The 16811-nt window shown below is 39.8% G+C and carries 14 protein-coding genes and 1 tRNA gene; 3 read left to right on the forward strand and 12 right to left on the reverse strand.

Annotated elements, in window-relative coordinates:
* From JW794_02620 to JW794_02630, 3 genes are all read left to right on the forward strand, one after another.
* Positions 1-298, forward strand: a 298-nt coding sequence (locus JW794_02620) for a hypothetical protein (protein MBN2017018.1), incomplete at its 5' end; no start/stop codon positions are given.
* Between the two features lie 2 nt (positions 299-300).
* Positions 301-978 carry a hypothetical protein gene (locus JW794_02625; protein MBN2017019.1) on the forward strand — a complete coding sequence of 226 codons (678 nt, stop codon included), beginning with the start codon at positions 301-303 and terminating at the stop codon, positions 976-978.
* A 578-nt stretch (positions 979-1556) separates the two neighbouring features.
* On the forward strand, positions 1557-2627 hold the full coding sequence (locus tag JW794_02630) for a DUF21 domain-containing protein (protein MBN2017020.1): 1071 nt from the start codon (positions 1557-1559) through the stop codon (positions 2625-2627).
* Here the strand turns inward: JW794_02630 and JW794_02635 are convergent.
* The 12 genes from JW794_02635 to JW794_02690 all read right to left on the reverse strand — a co-directional run bounded on the left by JW794_02635 (position 2618) and on the right by JW794_02690 (position 16725).
* Positions 2618-2694, reverse strand: a tRNA-Val gene (locus tag JW794_02635). The two genes, JW794_02630 and JW794_02635, sit on opposite strands and share 10 nt — an antisense overlap.
* A gap of 9 nt (positions 2695-2703) precedes the next feature.
* Positions 2704-2913, reverse strand: coding sequence for a hypothetical protein (locus JW794_02640; protein MBN2017021.1), 210 nt, complete (start codon positions 2911-2913; stop codon positions 2704-2706).
* Between the two features lies 1 nt (position 2914).
* The gene (locus JW794_02645) at positions 2915-5632 is read right to left on the reverse strand and encodes a pyruvate, phosphate dikinase (protein MBN2017022.1); all 2718 of its coding nucleotides are present in this window, start codon (positions 5630-5632) and stop codon (positions 2915-2917) included.
* A 9-nt stretch (positions 5633-5641) separates the two neighbouring features.
* Positions 5642-6220, reverse strand: coding sequence for a nicotinate (nicotinamide) nucleotide adenylyltransferase (gene nadD / locus JW794_02650; GenBank protein ID MBN2017023.1), 579 nt, complete (start codon positions 6218-6220; stop codon positions 5642-5644).
* A 2-nt stretch (positions 6221-6222) separates the two neighbouring features.
* On the reverse strand, positions 6223-7032 hold the full coding sequence (gene bamD, locus JW794_02655) for an outer membrane protein assembly factor BamD (protein ID MBN2017024.1): 810 nt from the start codon (positions 7030-7032) through the stop codon (positions 6223-6225).
* On the reverse strand, positions 7032-7781 hold the full coding sequence (ybgF, locus tag JW794_02660) for a tol-pal system protein YbgF (protein MBN2017025.1): 750 nt from the start codon (positions 7779-7781) through the stop codon (positions 7032-7034). The genes bamD and ybgF overlap by 1 nt, the downstream gene beginning before the upstream one ends.
* A gap of 2 nt (positions 7782-7783) precedes the next feature.
* On the reverse strand, positions 7784-9208 hold the full coding sequence (locus JW794_02665; GenBank protein ID MBN2017026.1) for an aminopeptidase: 1425 nt from the start codon (positions 9206-9208) through the stop codon (positions 7784-7786).
* A gap of 10 nt (positions 9209-9218) precedes the next feature.
* Positions 9219-10337 carry an isocitrate/isopropylmalate dehydrogenase family protein gene (locus JW794_02670; protein ID MBN2017027.1) on the reverse strand — a complete coding sequence of 373 codons (1119 nt, stop codon included), beginning with the start codon at positions 10335-10337 and terminating at the stop codon, positions 9219-9221.
* A gap of 1 nt (position 10338) precedes the next feature.
* Positions 10339-10821, reverse strand: a complete 483-nt coding sequence (gene greA, locus JW794_02675) for a transcription elongation factor GreA (protein MBN2017028.1) — start codon at positions 10819-10821, stop codon at positions 10339-10341.
* Positions 10821-11636, reverse strand: coding sequence for a hypothetical protein (locus JW794_02680; protein MBN2017029.1), 816 nt, complete (start codon positions 11634-11636; stop codon positions 10821-10823). The genes greA and JW794_02680 overlap by 1 nt, the downstream gene beginning before the upstream one ends.
* Before the next feature lie 11 nt (positions 11637-11647).
* The gene (locus JW794_02685; GenBank protein MBN2017030.1) at positions 11648-15811 is read right to left on the reverse strand and encodes a S8 family serine peptidase; all 4164 of its coding nucleotides are present in this window, start codon (positions 15809-15811) and stop codon (positions 11648-11650) included.
* 8 nt (positions 15812-15819) lie between these two features.
* The gene (locus JW794_02690) at positions 15820-16725 is read right to left on the reverse strand and encodes a PorV/PorQ family protein (GenBank protein ID MBN2017031.1); all 906 of its coding nucleotides are present in this window, start codon (positions 16723-16725) and stop codon (positions 15820-15822) included.
* Positions 16726-16811: the final 86 nt, after the last annotated feature.

A 16811-nucleotide genomic window follows, 5' to 3' on the forward strand; every position in this document is an offset into this window, starting at 1 on the left:
AGAAACCATCATAACTAATTTTGAGTTTCATGGACAGGATGAGGATGGCACTATTCGCAGATTTTATGATACTACATATGTTTATCCAGATTATTGTTTTTATAAACAGGCAGCGACTATTATTGCGAGTTATTACCAATCTCGCATGTATTTGTGTGATATTAAAACAGAGATTACGTATAATGTAACACCCTTTTTTAATGATATGATTATTTCTAATGAAGAAGTTCAAAGCGAAATTACATGTATTAATACAGAAAAAGGGTTACCTTACACATTACCTTTTAAATTGGAGTAAGTATGGCATTAATTACAATAGTAGATAAAAATACCGGAGACACATTAACAGCGGCAGAGTGGAATCAAATACTTGATGCATTAAAGGACGGCACGCTTGAGATCAATACCGCCGGCATTCAGCTTGCAGGTACGTCCTTAACGCCCACAGCCGCACAAATCAATAAACTTGCCACTAATGCTTCAAAGGGCGGTAACTTGCTCGGCAGGGACGGATCTGGGGTTATCGATGATATCGATGAGCTTAACGGTGATCCAAATATTGACGATCCCTTAGGTTTACTGAATATTCCATTTTGGGTGAAGAAGACCATTAATCATGACGACACATCTCCAGTAACGATCACTGCTATTGAAAAAGGGTGGTGTGTGCATAGGGTGATAGTTGAGGTTACTGAAACCTGGGATGACGGATCTAAGGCATTAATAGTAGGGCACGATATCGGAGCAGGTGATGATAATGCCTTTATCACAGATATTGGTGCAGGGCTTGGCACTGCAAAGTATTATGGTATTACACACACTTACTGGGGATCTTCCCTTTATGACGGAACCGACAAACACTCAAAGCTATTTATTGCGGACGACAGTGGCAATTTTATTGTTACTTTTACAGGTACTGGCAATGGTGGAAGCCAGGGGCGGTGTGTGGTCTATCTAATGTTATCGAGGTTATACTAATGGGACTCTTTGGAAGTTCGGCACCTAAGATCGTATGTACTTCTCCATCAGTGACTGTGGATCTGTCTACAAGCAGTAACCATAGCGTTACAGAGCGCAATTACGACCTGTCTGACGTAATAATACATACATCACCTTTAACGGGACATAGATCGATAATTTATAATGGCTCATATGGAGGATGGAGAGTTAAGATATGGAATTTATCGGCAAATGATTGGAATAATACTTACAAACAATTAAGGGGAGTTACTGTAACTTTTTATCCTCATGCTGATGAATTATCTGAAAGTTGCAGTGCATATGTGATAGATGCTCACCCATATCACAGGGATAATCACGTGGAATTAGATGCAGTAATATTGGACATTATATCAGTGGATTATTACAGTCCTACCGAGCATTAAAAAGGCAGTGAAAAAAAGAATGAGAAAATTCTCATTCTTTTTTTCACTTTTTCTCAAGAATTTTTGCTGAATATAGTACAAAAGCCTATTATAAATGAAGAATATCACTTGACAACATTTTGTGCCATGATTAGTTACAATTAAAAGTAGTATAGATAGATAAAATACAATATGTTAATCCTATTATCATTTCTTTTTATTGCATTATTTTTTTCGTTTTTGTGCTCAATGCTTGAAGCGATGCTTCTTTCAGTTACTCCGGCGTATGCTGAGGTGTTGCGCGAAGAAAAAACACGAGCTGGAAATAGGCTTTGGGAATTAAAACAGAATATTGATCGCCCGTTAGCAGCCATACTCAGCTTGAACACAATCGCACACACCGTCGGTGCAGCTGGAGTGGGAGCTCAAGCTGCACATGTGTTTGGAGATGCTTATCTGGGAATTGTTTCAGCAGTATTGACATTTCTCATTCTTATTGTGTCGGAAATTATCCCTAAAACAATTGGGGCTATGTATTGGCGACAGATCGCCCCAATTGGGTCGTTGATAATCGTAATACTGGTCTGGATACTCTATCCCCTTGTTGTTCTTTCACAGCTTATAACAAAACTTATTTCTCGTGGGACACAGTCCTCGGCAGTTACTCGTGAAGAGTTTCATGCCCTTGCGGAGATTGGGATGAAGGAAGGTGTCTTCCATGATACCGAATCACATATTTTTAGAAATTTACTAACCTTTAGAACAATTCAGACAAAAGATATAATGACACCTCGGATTGTGATGTTTAGTCTTCACGCAGATATTACAATCAATGAAATTATCGCAAAGCACATTAACCTCAAATTTTCACGCATTCCTATATTTGATGAAAACGAAGACAGGATCACATCATATGTGCTCAAATCAGATATTCTCGACTCAATTCTTAATAATAAATTAGATGTTAAAATAAGAGAGTTTGCCAGGAAAATTATGGCTATTCCTGAGATCGTGTATTTGCCAAAGCTTTTTGATGAACTTTTAAACGAAAACGAGTATATTGCAATCGCTATTGATGAATATGGTGGAGTGTCTGGAGTAGTTACTATGGAAGATGTAGTGGAAACGATCATGGGAATTGAGATCGTCGATGAGACAGATGAAGCAATAGATATGAGGAAACTTGCTCGGGAACAATGGAAAAAACGCGCAAAAACGAAAGGTCTGATCACAGATCTTGGTATAGAAAAAAATGGTGGGTGATACTGGATTCGAACCAGTGACCTCTACGATGTGAACGTAGCGCTCTAACCAGCTGAGCTAATCACCCACGCAAAATCTATGCTTCTTTTTTTACATAGAAAACGTAGAATAAACGAGTTGCAATGAGCACTAAGGGTATGATAAGCCAAAAGTAGTCAACTTTTGCAAGTACGGGAAATACCTTTATCACAATCCAAATAAGTAACGCAGATGCTAGTTGAGCAAGCTTCATATCAAAGATACTCAATCGTTGAACTCGGTTATTAAAATAATCAATAATTTTCATCTTATTTGTTTTTAATTGCAGCCTGTGCAGCGGCCAGTCGTGCAACAGGAACACGGAACGGTGAACAGCTCACATAGTTCAACCCTGCCTTATGGCAGAATTCCACTGAACTAGGTTCTCCTCCATGTTCTCCGCATATGCCGATGACCAGTTTTGGATTTGCTTTTCTTCCTTTTTTAATTGCGATCTTAACCAATTCACCGATCCCTTTTTGGTCGAGTGCCTGGAATGGATCCCGGTCGAAAATACCGATTTCTCTGTATTCTTTGAGGAATTTGCCTGCGTCATCTCGGGAAAATCCGAATCCCATTTGTGTGAGATCATTCGTGCCAAAAGAGAAGAACTCAGCATATTCAGCAATCTCATCTGCTACAAGACAAGCACGTGGAATCTCAATCATTGTGCCAACCTTATATCGAAGATCAACACCAGACTTCTCAATTATTCTTGATGCAATCTCCCGCGCTCTTTTTTCGATAAAGATGTACTCATTTACATGGCTTATCAGCGGGATCATGATTTCAGGACGGGCATCGATGCCTTTTTTCTTGAGAGCACATGCAGATTCGATAATTGCTTCAACCTGCATGTCGTAAATGTCCGGGAATGTAATTCCAAGTCGGCATCCACGGTGACCAAGCATTGGATTAAATTCTTTGAGTTGGCTGATCTTTACTTCGATATCCTGTGTTGATTTTTTGAATTTTTTACTGAGTTTCTCAATTTCCTCTTCATCTTGAAGGTCGGGAAGGAATTCATGAAGAGGAGGATCGAGTAGGCGTATCGTAACAGGAAAGCCCTGCATCACCTTTAGAATTCCCTTGAAGTCATCAATCTGGTTCTTCTTCAGTTCTTCAAGAGGATATACTCGTTCTTGAGGAGAATCAGCAAGGATCATCCCTCGAACATAATCGATACGGTTTTCACCAAAGAACATGTGTTCGGTTCTGCACAGTCCGATGCCGACTGCCCCAAAGTCTCGGGCGATATCGGAATCTTTAGGTGTGTCTGCATTTGCATGAACATGCAGTCGGGCACGCTCATCAGCCCAGTTCATGAGTTGCTCGAAATCCTTGGTAAATTCAGGAGACTTGGTGCCGATTTTGCCTTGGAAAACTTCTCCTGTAGAACCGTCAAGCGAGATGAACTCACCTTCTTTGATTACATGATCTTCTACGGTAAACTTTTTTGCTTTAAGATCAATGTTGATTTCTCCACAGCCTGCGACGCAGCATTTACCCATTCCACGTGCCACAACTGCAGCATGGGATGTCATGCCCCCTCGCACTGTAAGAATGCCCTGTGAGGCATCCATTCCTGAAATATCTTCGGGAGAGGTCTCAGTTCTTACGAGTATTGTTTTTTCGTTTCTTTCTTTCCATTTAACGGCATCTTCCGCATAAAATACAACCTTGCCCACAGCAGCGCCAGGGGAAGCAGGTAATCCTTTTGTAAGATAACGGTCCTCTTTTTCGGCTTTCTCCTTTTCTTTATTATCAAATCTAGGATGGAGAAGCTGGTTGAGTTGATCTGGATCGACGCGCATGAGTGCGGTATCGCGATCGATCATTTTTTCTTTGACCATATCAACAGCGATCTTAACGGCTGCTCGAGCAGTACGCTTTCCATTTCGGGTCTGCAGGATATAAAGTATGCCCTTCTGTATCGTAAACTCAAGGTCCTGCATGTCTGTGTAATGAACTTCAAGCCTTTTCTGTATCTGGAATAACTCTTTATAAACCTTTGGCATGAGCTCTTCGAGGGAAGGATATTTCTCCAGACGGTCTTTCTCAGAGATATTATTATTTTTTGCCCACTGAATCGAATTCTCCTTTGTGATTTCCTGCGGAGTTCTGATACCTGCGACAACGTCTTCACCCTGGGCATTTACCAGAAATTCTCCAAAGAATCTATCCTCACCTGTTGATGGATCGCGTGTGAATGCAACACCTGTTGCGCAGTCCTCTCCCATATTTCCAAAGACCATAGTTTGTACATTTACTGCAGTCCCGAGAAGCCCGGTTATATTATTCAATTCTCTATATTTAATTGCTCGGGCATTACTCCAGGATTTAAATACAGAATCGATTGCTGCCCAGAGTTGATCGTAAGGATTCTGGGGAAATTCTTCATCCATTGCATCTTTATAGATTTCCTTATACTGATCAACAACGAGCTTAAGGTCATCTGCATTAAGTTGCAGATCGAGTTTTACTTTTTTTACATTTTTGACACGTGTTAGCACATCTTCAAAGAGATCAGAATCGATCTGATGAACGACATTACTGAACATCTGTATCAATCTGCGGTATGCATCCCAAACGAATCGTGGATTACCGGTCGTTTGTGCAAATCCTTCAACCGATCTATCATTGAGTCCGAGATTGAGGATCGTATCCATCATACCCGGCATAGAAACAGCAGCGCCAGAGCGCACAGATAGCAGAAGAGGGTTCTGCTCATCTCCAAATTTCATGTTCATCTCTTTTTCCAGTAGATGAAGATTTTCTTCCACCTCTTTCTTGAGACTGGCTGGATAATGCCGGTCATGTTTGTTAAAATAATCACAGATTCTTGTTGAAATAGTAAAACCAGGAGGAACAGGGATTCCGAGATTGGACATTTCTGCAAGGTTTGCTCCCTTTCCACCGATGATTTCCTTCATCGTTTTATTCCCATCAGTTTTGTTTTTACCAAAATAAAAAACATCTTTTGTCATGTTACCTCTTTATGTATATATACTATTATTTATAATGAATTTTTCTACTTCATCTGGAACAAGCCCATGGATTGACTTGCTAGACGCGCGCAAATTTCTGATCTGCTTAGATGAGATGTCAATATTGGGCATCTCAAGGAAAGTTAGATCATCACTAAACGGAATATCTTTTGAATAGTCCTTCTCTGCTTTTCGGCTAATAATAACAAATTCAGCAAGATTTAAAAGCTCTTTAAATCGAAACCAAGTTGAAATCTCAGATACATTATCTTCACCCATAAGGAAAAAAAGTTCGTCATCAGGGTATTCTTCACGAAGCTTTTTTAGCGTGTAATACGTATAGGTATAATCACGTGCTTGCTTGTGTTTTTCCAGTTCATTTACATCGAATTGAGGATGTGATGCAAGTGCAAGACGCATCATATGAACTCTCTGCTCATAAGAAACTCGTGGTTTTTTGTGAGGTGGGTTTCCTGCAGGTATGAAATAAATCTTATCCAGGATTAATTTTTCAATACAGTACCTTGCCAATCTGAGGTGACCGCAGTGGATTGGATCAAAGGTACCTCCGAGTATTCCCAATCTCATGATCAGTTCGTAATATATTTATTTATTTTTTCAATAAAATTGTTTTCTGGATATTCAAGCGAAAGCTGTTGACCCACTAGAGTTAGCATATCCCAGTTCTTCTTTTTTATGTATATCATTCCAGCAAGGACAAGTGCCTTTTCTTCGACTTCTCCGCGAATGTTCTCGTCAAATATCTCGTTTAGATACATGATTGAAGCGTTATAATATCCCATCATATAGTAGATGTGTGCATTTAGATATTTTTTCTCAAGAAGCTTATCGATACACACTGATCGCATTTCTTTGACATTTTCGATCTGATCAGAATCTGGGTATTGAGCAATGAAATGATTGAACTGCTGAAGAGCATTGATCGTTTCCTGCTGATCATAGGCTGGTGGATAGGACAATTTGAACCAGGATGTGCCGATCTTATAATTTGCATCCTCATTATATTGCGAGTAAGGGAACAATCTCATAAGCTGCTGATATTCAAAGATGGCATCTTCATAGAGACGCATCTTATAATAGCAGTTTGCCAGTTGATATTGAGCACGTTTAACAAGGGTATCACCTTTACTCATATATGTTATGATCTCATAAATATCTCTTGCTTTACCATATTTTCTTCGTTGGAATAGATCATCGGCTTCGAGCATTTGCGCATGAGAATCAAAGTCTCCTTTGGGAAGTTGAAGGGGTCTTTCATAGGTAACATCTTCATCTTCATCATTCCAGTTCATTGGTGTGGGAGTTTGAGCATTCAAATAGAGGAATGTAAAAGAAAGCAGTATGAATAGCATAAGAGTTGGTAAAGCAAATTTTTTCATTATCTATTCTCCAGCATTACGATTCTTTCCCGAACAATATCCAGGCGTTCATAGTCAGGGTACTGTTTCTGGATTTCCCTAAGTTGCGTTAGGGCACCTGCATATTGTTCCATGCCAATAAGACATAAAGCAATCTTAAGTTTTGCATCAACAATTTTGTTAGAGTCCGGATAGTTTATCACGACTTTATCAAAATTGAATATAGCTGTTTCAAATTGATCAAGAGAGTAATAGCATTCACCAATCCAGTATTGCGCATTGGAAGCTAGGTCATGCTGGGGATATTCTTTGATGAAGTCCGAGAACGTGGAAATTGCTTTCCTGAAATCTTTGTCGACATAATACTGTCTTCCCTGCTGGTAAAGATTTTCGGGAGTGACAACATTTGATTCTTGTGCCGGTTTTTTGGTTTGATCTGAAGGTGCCGGATTAGAACGGAGTTGAGCGAGAATCTGATTTTGTGCTTCGATCTTAGATTCAAGTGTATTAACTTTTACTTCGAGAGTCGATACCTTTGATTGAAGTACAATGATCTGATCGATTTTGCCGTTGAGCAGTTGAAGATCAGTAGAAAATTGCTTTTCCTGCTGATCAATAGCATCGGAGTTCATTTTTATTACTTCTGCAAGATACTGCAATTGCTGATCTGTCTGGCTTGCAGGTTGCTGAATACTTGTGTATGGCTTTTGCTGGGCGCATTGTGCCGCAAGAAGTAATAGTAACAGTCCGAGTACATATAATTTTTTCACCGTTAACCCCCGTAATGTTCAAAGAATATTTTGTAGGATTTATAGGTAGAATAGATATCTCCCTTGCTGGAAATCTCGAAAGGTGAGTGCATTGCGATGAGAGGTGTTCCGCAATCGATGACTTCCGCATTATATTCAGCCATAAATTTTGCGATCGTACCACCACCACCGACATCTACTTTACCGAGTTCACCAATCTGCCAGTTGATATTATGATCATTGAATAATTTTCGAAGTTTTGCAATGAATTCAGGATGTGCATCATTAGAGCCGCTTTTACCTCTGGAGCCGGTGAATTTAGTCAGGCACACACCATAACCGAGGAGTGGTGCATTCTGATGTTCATGAACTTCCTTGAAAGATGGATTGACTGCGGCAGTAACATCACCGGAAAGAATATTCGTTATGGTAAGCACTTTTCTCAACATCTTTGTGCTGTCCAGTCCCTGGAAGTCAATAACATCAGCTATGAAATCAAGAATGAAATCAGATCTGGCACCTGTGTTGCCTTCGCTTCCGATCTCTTCTTTATCGGCAAGAAATACTATCGATGCGAGTTTGGGTTTATCGCTGTCAAGCAAAGCGCGAAGCGCAGTATAAGAACAGACTCTGTCGTCCTGACCATATGCGCCAACCATGCTTGCATCAATGCCGACATCCCTGCTTGAGAAAGCCGGTACGATCTCAATCTCAGCGCTGATAAGATCCTCTTCCACAATGCCATATTTTTCATATAAGATATTAAGGCAATTCAGCTTGACACCCTCTTTGACATCATCATCAGGGAAGGGAATTGAACCAAAGAGAAGTTGGAGTTTATCAGCATTGATGGCTTCAGATATCTTCTTCTCGTTATAGTCCTTTGCAAGATGGGGAAGAAGGTCTGCAAAAGTAAAAACCGGATCTCCGTCATTCTCGCCGATCGAAACATCGATCCGCGTACCATCCTGTTTGATTATAACTCCATATAATGCAAGGGGAATTGCCATCCACTGGTATTTTCTTATGCCACCATAATAGTGAGTGAGCATAATGCCAAGATGGGTAGTATTGTCTTCTGAGAGAGGAACTTGCTTCAGGTCCACACGAGGTACGTCTATATGAGCAACAATCAAATTACAGCCGTGTGAGATGTCTTTCTTTCCCGGTTTGAAAATAGCGATATTCTTGTTCCTGTTTATTGTATAAAATCCAGGTGCTTTTTTAGGAGCTTTTGCAGAAAGAGGTGCAAATTTACGGGACTGAAGAATACGTTCGGATATTTCAACTGATAAACGCTCGGTTCTTCCTTCATCAAGAAATGCACAGTATTCATCAGCAAATACAAATGCTTGTTCTTTCTCGTCATCAGATGCCGTATTCCAGAAATTCTTCTTCGAATATGTTAATTTCTTTTCAAGCTCTTTACCTTTTGAAGTTTTTGCCATTGTTTTCCTTTTACAAATTTTCTGCTACAGCATGTGCCATATCGAGTGTGGAAGATGTGCCACCCATGTCATAGGTGCGAACTTTTCCTTCTTCAATTACTTTGGCAATCGCATTCATGAGACGGTCAGCTTTTTCTGTTTCGCCTAAATAGTCAAGCATTAGTTTTGTTGTAATAAGCATAGCGATAGGATTTACCTTGTACTGACCAGCATATTTTGGAGCGCTCCCATGAGTTGGTTCAAAAACTGCCAGTTTATCACCAATATTTCCACTAGCCGCAAATCCGAGTCCGCCAACAAGTTGAGCGCAGAGATCTGAAATAATATCACCAAACATATTACTTGAAACCAGGACACCATAGTCTTGTGGATTCTTAACAAGCCACATAGCCATTGCATCGACATTGGTTTCCCATAATTGGATTTCCGGGAAATCCTTTGCTACTTTTCGTGCTTCCCGAATCATCAGACCGGATGTTTCTCTGATCACATTTGGCTTCTCTACGACAGTTACAGATTTATATCCGTGCTTTTTTGCATATTCAAATGCATTTCTGACAATTCTGTGACATGCTTTTCGCGTGAATATTCTACATGAAATTGCCAGATCATCAAGCGGGGTATCTTCGAATTTTGCCATCTTCTTATGGTTCTTAGACAGGGACTCAAATACCTCTTCAGGCACAGGATGAAACTCAACACCGGCATAAAGACCTTCTGTATTTTCTCGGAAGACAACGATGTCAATGTCGTCTCTGTAATTAAGAGGATTTCCTTTGAAAGCTTTGCAGGGTCGCAGATTCGTATGAAGATTGAATTTTTGCCTTAAGCCGACAATAGGGCTTGAATAGACAAGTCCTTTTCCCTGAAGTTCGGGAATAAGTTCTGCTTCTGCCTCTTGCTTGGGCTTTGAAGTAATTGCGCCAAAAAGGGCGCAATCAACGTTGTTAAGAAGTTCAACTGTTCTATCAGGAAGGGGATTTCCCTCTGTTTTCCAGAATTCCCAACCGATATCACCGTGGATGTATTCAGCATCCAACTCAAGGGTGTCCAGGATAATTTTGGCGGCTTCCATGACATCATTTCCGACGCCATCACCGGGAAGCCATGCAATTCGATATGAGCTCATCTTACTCCTCATATGTTATATTATTTATTTTATATTCTAAAATACCAACGGGGGCAGATACTTTTACGATCTCGCCAACATCTTTCCCGAGAAGGGCTTTTGCAATTGGAGATTTAAAGGAGATCATACGTACATTACCCATTTTTCCAGTTTCATCTTCACCAACAATTTTATATCGGAGCACTTTATTACGCTTCAAGTCCTGAAGCTCAACAGTAGCTCCGAAGCGGATAGAATTTTTATCAATATCATCTGTATTGATGACCTTAAGGCTTGCGATCTTTGCCTGTAATTTGGAGATTTCAGCTTCAATAAAACGCTGCTTTTCCTTCGCAGCATGGTATTCCGCATTTTCACTTAGGTCACCAAACTGACGGGCTTTACCAATTTCTTCAATAATAGCAGGACGCTCTTCCTGTATAAGATATTCAAGTCGTTGTCGAAGTTTTTCAAGTCCTGCTTTTGATATATATTCCCGTGCCATTATGTTCTCTTGATTTTTTTTAATGTTTTCTCTGCGTTATTTGCAGCTTTTTTAATTCGAATATTTCCGCTTTTTTCCCAGCGTTCAACAATTTCTCGAATGAGTTCAGTGTTTTCACAAATTGAATCTGACAGAATGTCTATAAAGTTCGGATTATAAGTAGATTTATACGCGCGGTAGGCATCACGATATATCCTTTTATCAACCTTGAACAGGCATTTCATAACTTGAACAATTCCTTCTCTGATTGCTTTATTATCAGAATTCCAGAAAGAATCGATCTTCTGGCTGATCAGTTTTACATGCGCCTTATTAACTTTCATGTACTTACAGAGGGTTGCAAACGAGAACTCAATAACATCGTCCTGAGGTTCCTTTCGAACAGTATTGATTATGACATCGATGTATTTTTCCGGATATTTTTTTAGAAGCGGAAGGATGATGTTATCGAAGATTTTTTTAATTTCACTTCTATCCGGGGTATTGACAAAAGCCTTCTTGAAGATATGATCATAATCGCCGGGATGCTTCAGTGTCACCTTACTCATTACATAATTAAAAATCTTTTTACCACTTTCACCCTTGTTCTTTTGTATAAAAAGCAAAAAATCAATATAGGTTTCAGGATCATTTTGAATGACTTTTCTCATCTCTTTTGCGACGTAGGTGATAACGGGTTGAGGGATTTCTCCATTTACACGTTCGGGGTATGCATTATAGATGATCTCAAAATCATAATCATTTTCAGGGATCTTGTGTTCAAGGAAGTCCAGGGTGTCTTTTTTTAGTCTTTGCTGCCAATCATACGTAATCATAGTTTTCACCTTTATCGAATTATCGCAATGTTACCTTTTTTATATATATCGTAATATTTAATCAAATAAAAATACATACCGGACGCCACTTTTTTTCCGGATTGATTGGTCATATCCCAGGTAATGCTGTTATAGTCTTCAGAAAGATTTTCTGCAGAGAAATTTTCAACAATACAGCCTGCGGCATCATAAATATAGAAATCTGCAGAACCTGATGTAGGTAGATTCTGGAAATGGACCAGTTCATTTTCGGTCTTTGCAGGATTAGGAAATACCTGCACGTTATTAAGGTCGGTAATCGGTATCGATATCTTTATAAGATTTTTTCCCGGAAGAATATAGTTGCCTGCGAGATCAGTCACATGTGATATCCTGATGAAATATGGTTCTCCAACAGGATTGATTTTATGAGAGAGAGTGATTGTTACCGCATTATTGTCGAGTTGTATCTGGGAAATAGAGTTTTCCTGTGCCAGTTCAGGGAAAATGAGAGAATAATGAGAAATGTTTATTGCGCTTGCATGGTCGAGTGTTTCATTAAATTCAACATAGATTTGTTTATTACTAAGCAGTTCTAAGGCCGTAACATAGGGTCTCGTCATATCTTGCTGGTAGATGAAGGTTGCAGTTGTGTCATTCATCGGAGTGTTGAAGATACCAGTTATGTTCATGATATCAAGCGTAAATGGCGAGTAGAGCTCATCAAATGGTTCTGCAAACGTGAGAAGAAGACTAAGCTGACTATTCGTTGGGATGACTGATTCGGGATATCCAAAAACTGCTGAATAAAAATTTGAGACCTGCTCGCAATCCCTGCTTAATGTTTTATTAAAATCAAGTAAGATACTATTAAGAGAGATCATGTTCACAGAGCTCAAAGATGGCGGATCGATCGGAATGACATTATGAGCGATCGTATGATAACTTTCCTCACCATCATTGAAAGCAGATAGAGAATATGAATGCAGGCTATCAGAAATAATATCAGTATCGAAAAATGAAGTCTCAGAACCCGGAATTGAGATTATCTCCTGAATATAGTTTTGTTCTTTATACAGGTAGAATGAATCAGCAACCTGTGCGTTCCAGGAGAGTGAAACGGCATTTCTATTTAATGGCCTTACATAGAAATTCTGCGGCATAGGTGTTGATGGAGGGTCAGAAGGATATGAGGACAGTACAATAACGAGTGAGTCGTTCTCATTATAATGATTATATGCAGTTTCGAAGTTACCATCTCCATCTGCATCTATGCAAACCGGTTGATAGGTTCGGTATGATGTGCCAACCCATCGCGGGATGGTCTCGTATGTTCTTCCCGAGTTCTGCAATCTGAAAATGTAGATATCAGGTGCCGCTGCAATGATGATCTCATCTGCGCCATCCCCATCAAGGTCACCGACAGAGAGCCCGTTATTCGAACTGACACCAGCAATCTGAATATAGTCGAGAAGAACGGGATTTCCATCGATATACTTATAGATGCCGTAAAGCCAGAACTGATTATTCACATCATCGTCATCATCTGAATATCCGCCCACGATGAACTCGAGAAGTCCATCGCCATCAAAATCGCCGATCGCATTATAATAGGCATTCATGACTGGTATCTTCAACGAGTCTATCCTCTCAACAGAATAGCTGTTATTGATCTGATAAATGAGGATATCACCATCGATATCAGAGAAAAGGATGTTTCGTTTTCCATCATTATTCAGATCTCCAAATCGAATGTAGGGGGAGAGTTCATTTCGGGAATATGTATGGGTGTTGTTGAGGATCATGCATTCCAGCTTGAGATTATCTCCGTTTCGTGAATAGACGTCATAATGCGAATATGTTCCAATAATATCTGCCGAACGGGCTACGATATCATCTTTACCATCGTTGTTGAAGTCATAGAATGTGCCAGTATATGCATCTTTGATGGAATTGACGAAACGAGTTGGGAAAGCATAAGGAGTTTCTGCCTCGAAGATAAGCATGGAATCTGCCTTGTTTCCGAGTATTTCATGATTTCCATCTAAATCAGTGTCACCAATACTCCATGGAATAAAGGTCTCTTCCATTGTAAAAACAATATCGAGGTCGTTGGTGTCATATTCGCAGAATCTCACCGGACCGTATGATCCTTCGTCAGGAAATTCCATGAAAATAAGTTCAACTTTTCCATCACCATTTATATCATAATTATTCTGACAAAAATATCCCGAGCGTGCATATGAAGCCATCGGTTCGAATCCACTTGTTGGTATGGTGCTTTTGTCTATTGATATAGCATCAGCAAAAATGTCCGAGGTTGTTGTCAGACCTGATTGATTTTTTAAAGAAACGGAGAATGAATAGGTTTCATCTGGTAGATGCTGCGGCAGGAGTAATGCAGTGTAATAATCATACTTTTTCTGAATGAGAGAAAAGGTATCGGCTTCATTAGAAAAGCAAGTGGCGTAGAACTGAGACGGCTCTGTTGCTGTTGAAAGAATGTAGTAGTTCCTTTTATCGTAGTCATATCGGAATGTAGAAGCTGTTGCATTGGGAACGAATTGAGGAGGTGTTCTGTCCACACTCACTTTTACGATATCGATATAACTCTTGCCGTGTATATCCTTGACTGCAAGGCGGATGTAATAGGTAGAATCCTTTATTCCATGCAGTATAAATATTCCCAAAGAATCATTAATGACCGGACTGGTATATAAGTATGGCTCCGGATTATGTGTAACAATATCGTACCAGTCATTTTCTTCAGGTTCGGGTTTCGTTGTATAACCCAGCGTATAGCAGAAAAAGTTCTCGCAGAACGCAGTACCCATGATCGGTATATCCTGCGTATGCCCAGAGTTATAGGGAGGATAAGAAATTGCAGACTCGGGTTTTATTTGAATACTTGCATTCTGGATAAGTTTTTCGACATCGATAATGCCATAGCCGTAAACATTATCATAACCATCCTGTCCGAGATCATCGCAAGATATTTTGATAAGATTGTATACTTCCACGTTTGTTAAGAGCGGATTCTGAGAGAGAAGCAATGCAGCACAACCTGCAACATAAGGCGCAGCCATCGAAGTTCCGCTTTCATATTTATACTCATTATTAAGATAAGTGCTGTAAATGCTAAGTCCTGGTCCGGACAGGTCAATACCTTCTCCGTAACTTGAGAAAGAGCATATATTGAGATTCTCATCGACAGCCGTTACAGAAAGAACATTATCCAGAGCTGCGGGGTAGAGAAGCCCGATGCCACCTTCATTTCCTGCTGAAGCGACGATCGTTACGCCCAGGTTATAGGCATAATTGCAGGCATCATTAATAATTGGTGCAAGCACTGCATCACCCCAGCTGATACTGATGATCTGTGCACCATTATCTGCAGCATACACGATAGCCGCTGATACATCATCGTCTTCAAGATACCCGCCGAGTGTTGTGCGGAAACCAGCGCGAAGATTCATGCATTTTGCAAACCATGTCGTACCGGAAACACCAAGATGATTATTCGTCTCCGCAGAGATGATTCCTGCAATATGTGTTCCATGACCAAGGTCGTCACGTGGATCATTATCTCTTTCACGGAAATCACCCATTGCATCTACGATATCTGTCTCTGTAAAATCCCATCCCATCCAGTCATCAATATAGCCATTGTTATCATCATCGATAAAATTATCAGGAATTTCTCCGTGATTTATCCAGACATTATCTTCAAGATCGGGATGATCATACTCGATGCCGGAGTCAATAATTGCAATGACGATCTGATCATTACCTTTTTCGATCTCCCATGCATTATCTGCATTGATGGCAGGCAGTCCCCATTGTTCATAATAATAAGGATCGTTCGGTGTTATGGAAAGCATCTCATTGAGATAGTTCGGCTGCGTGTATATGATCTCATCATCTTTTTGCGCAAGAGATTCTATTGATGCAAAATCGATCTGTTTTTCGCAGGTGAATTTGTAAATATAAAGCTCATCTTTATCAATAATCGATTCCACATTCAGAACCTTGTATTGATCTATGAACGCATCAAAGGCATCAATACCGGTTGATCCTGTTTTTGCATCAATAGGACCTGAAAAGCGGACGATCAGCTCATTGGAAGAATGCTTCGGTTGAGCGAATAGCTGAGCAGCAAATACAAGGCATAACACGACAATCACAATCTTTTTCATAGACCTTCCTAGAAATTATATGATACAGAAAAGCGATGAGCTGTACCGATATCATTCTGGTAAGGAGTAAAGGCATAATCGAAATTAAAATCATTCAACTTTATGCCGATACCTGCAGTGATATTTTGCTCATCATAATTGATTTTGTATCCCAGACGTGAAAAGATTATATCTGAAAAACTATACTCACATCCCAGGCTTGCTTTTAAACTTTCGGATGAATACTTGGTAACTTGTCCCAAAAATGTGAGCGAATTCTGAGGATTCATCTCCCACATATACTGAGCTCCAACTCTGATAACAGTTGGGAAGCTGATACTTTCCTCTTTCAGCTTGGACGAGTTGCCGATGTTTTGAAGAGCAATTCCCACATTAAGCCCTTTAATAAATGAGTCATAGATCGCTCCGACATCAAAACCAAGACCGTAGCTTGCATCAGTATCGATCTTTTCATAGATGAATTTAAGGTTTGCGCCTACAGATATACTCGGCGTGATCCTTCGGGCATAAGTATAAGCAGCAACGATATCCATAGGATGGAACTCACCGATCGTATCTCCTTGGGCATCAGTTTTTGGGATCATACCGTAATCAAGATATGTAAGGCTTAGTCCCCAGCTGCTGATGCCGTTACGAATGATAAGGGAAGCATTTTCAATATTATTATCAAAAATATAGCTGTTATGATTAAAACAGAAATTTGATGATGGACTGATCTGCACTGCAGCAGGATTTGACCATAAAATTGTAGCATCTCCGGGTGAAGCAACAACGGCATTTGCCTTTCCTGCATTCCTGGCGCTTAAGCCGATCTTCAGTATCTGAAAACCGTATTTTTCTGGAGAATCGATAGCAAAAGAGGTCATTGTCACAACAAAAACAAAGAGGGTGAGTAAGATTATTTTTTTCTTCATAGTATATTTTTTATCCTAATTTTTTTATATATAAAATCCTCTCATCAACTGCGATAAGAGGATATTTTGGTAAAAAACCAAATGCA

The organism is Candidatus Cloacimonadota bacterium (genome assembly GCA_016932035.1).
Taxonomy (GTDB): Bacteria; Cloacimonadota; Cloacimonadia; order JGIOTU-2; family JGIOTU-2; genus Celaenobacter.

What these genes read in the sequence shown, in the direction of transcription:
- JW794_02625 (MBN2017019.1), top strand. Translation starts at nt 301, where the DNA reads ATGGCATTAATTACAATAGTAGATAAAAATACCGGAGACACATTAACA.
- JW794_02630 (MBN2017020.1), top strand. Translation starts at nt 1,557, where the DNA reads ATGTTAATCCTATTATCATTTCTTTTTATTGCATTATTTTTTTCGTTT.
- JW794_02640 (MBN2017021.1), bottom strand. Translation starts at nt 2,913, where the DNA reads ATGAAAATTATTGATTATTTTAATAACCGAGTTCAACGATTGAGTATC.
- JW794_02645 (MBN2017022.1), bottom strand. Translation starts at nt 5,632, where the DNA reads ATGACAAAAGATGTTTTTTATTTTGGTAAAAACAAAACTGATGGGAAT.
- nadD (MBN2017023.1), bottom strand. Translation starts at nt 6,220, where the DNA reads ATGAGATTGGGAATACTCGGAGGTACCTTTGATCCAATCCACTGCGGT.
- bamD (MBN2017024.1), bottom strand. Translation starts at nt 7,032, where the DNA reads ATGAAAAAATTTGCTTTACCAACTCTTATGCTATTCATACTGCTTTCT.
- JW794_02665 (MBN2017026.1), bottom strand. Translation starts at nt 9,208, where the DNA reads ATGGCAAAAACTTCAAAAGGTAAAGAGCTTGAAAAGAAATTAACATAT.
- JW794_02670 (MBN2017027.1), bottom strand. Translation starts at nt 10,337, where the DNA reads ATGAGCTCATATCGAATTGCATGGCTTCCCGGTGATGGCGTCGGAAAT.
- greA (MBN2017028.1), bottom strand. Translation starts at nt 10,821, where the DNA reads ATGGCACGGGAATATATATCAAAAGCAGGACTTGAAAAACTTCGACAA.
- JW794_02680 (MBN2017029.1), bottom strand. Translation starts at nt 11,636, where the DNA reads ATGATTACGTATGATTGGCAGCAAAGACTAAAAAAAGACACCCTGGAC.
- JW794_02685 (MBN2017030.1), bottom strand. Translation starts at nt 15,811, where the DNA reads ATGAAAAAGATTGTGATTGTCGTGTTATGCCTTGTATTTGCTGCTCAG.
- JW794_02690 (MBN2017031.1), bottom strand. Translation starts at nt 16,725, where the DNA reads ATGAAGAAAAAAATAATCTTACTCACCCTCTTTGTTTTTGTTGTGACA.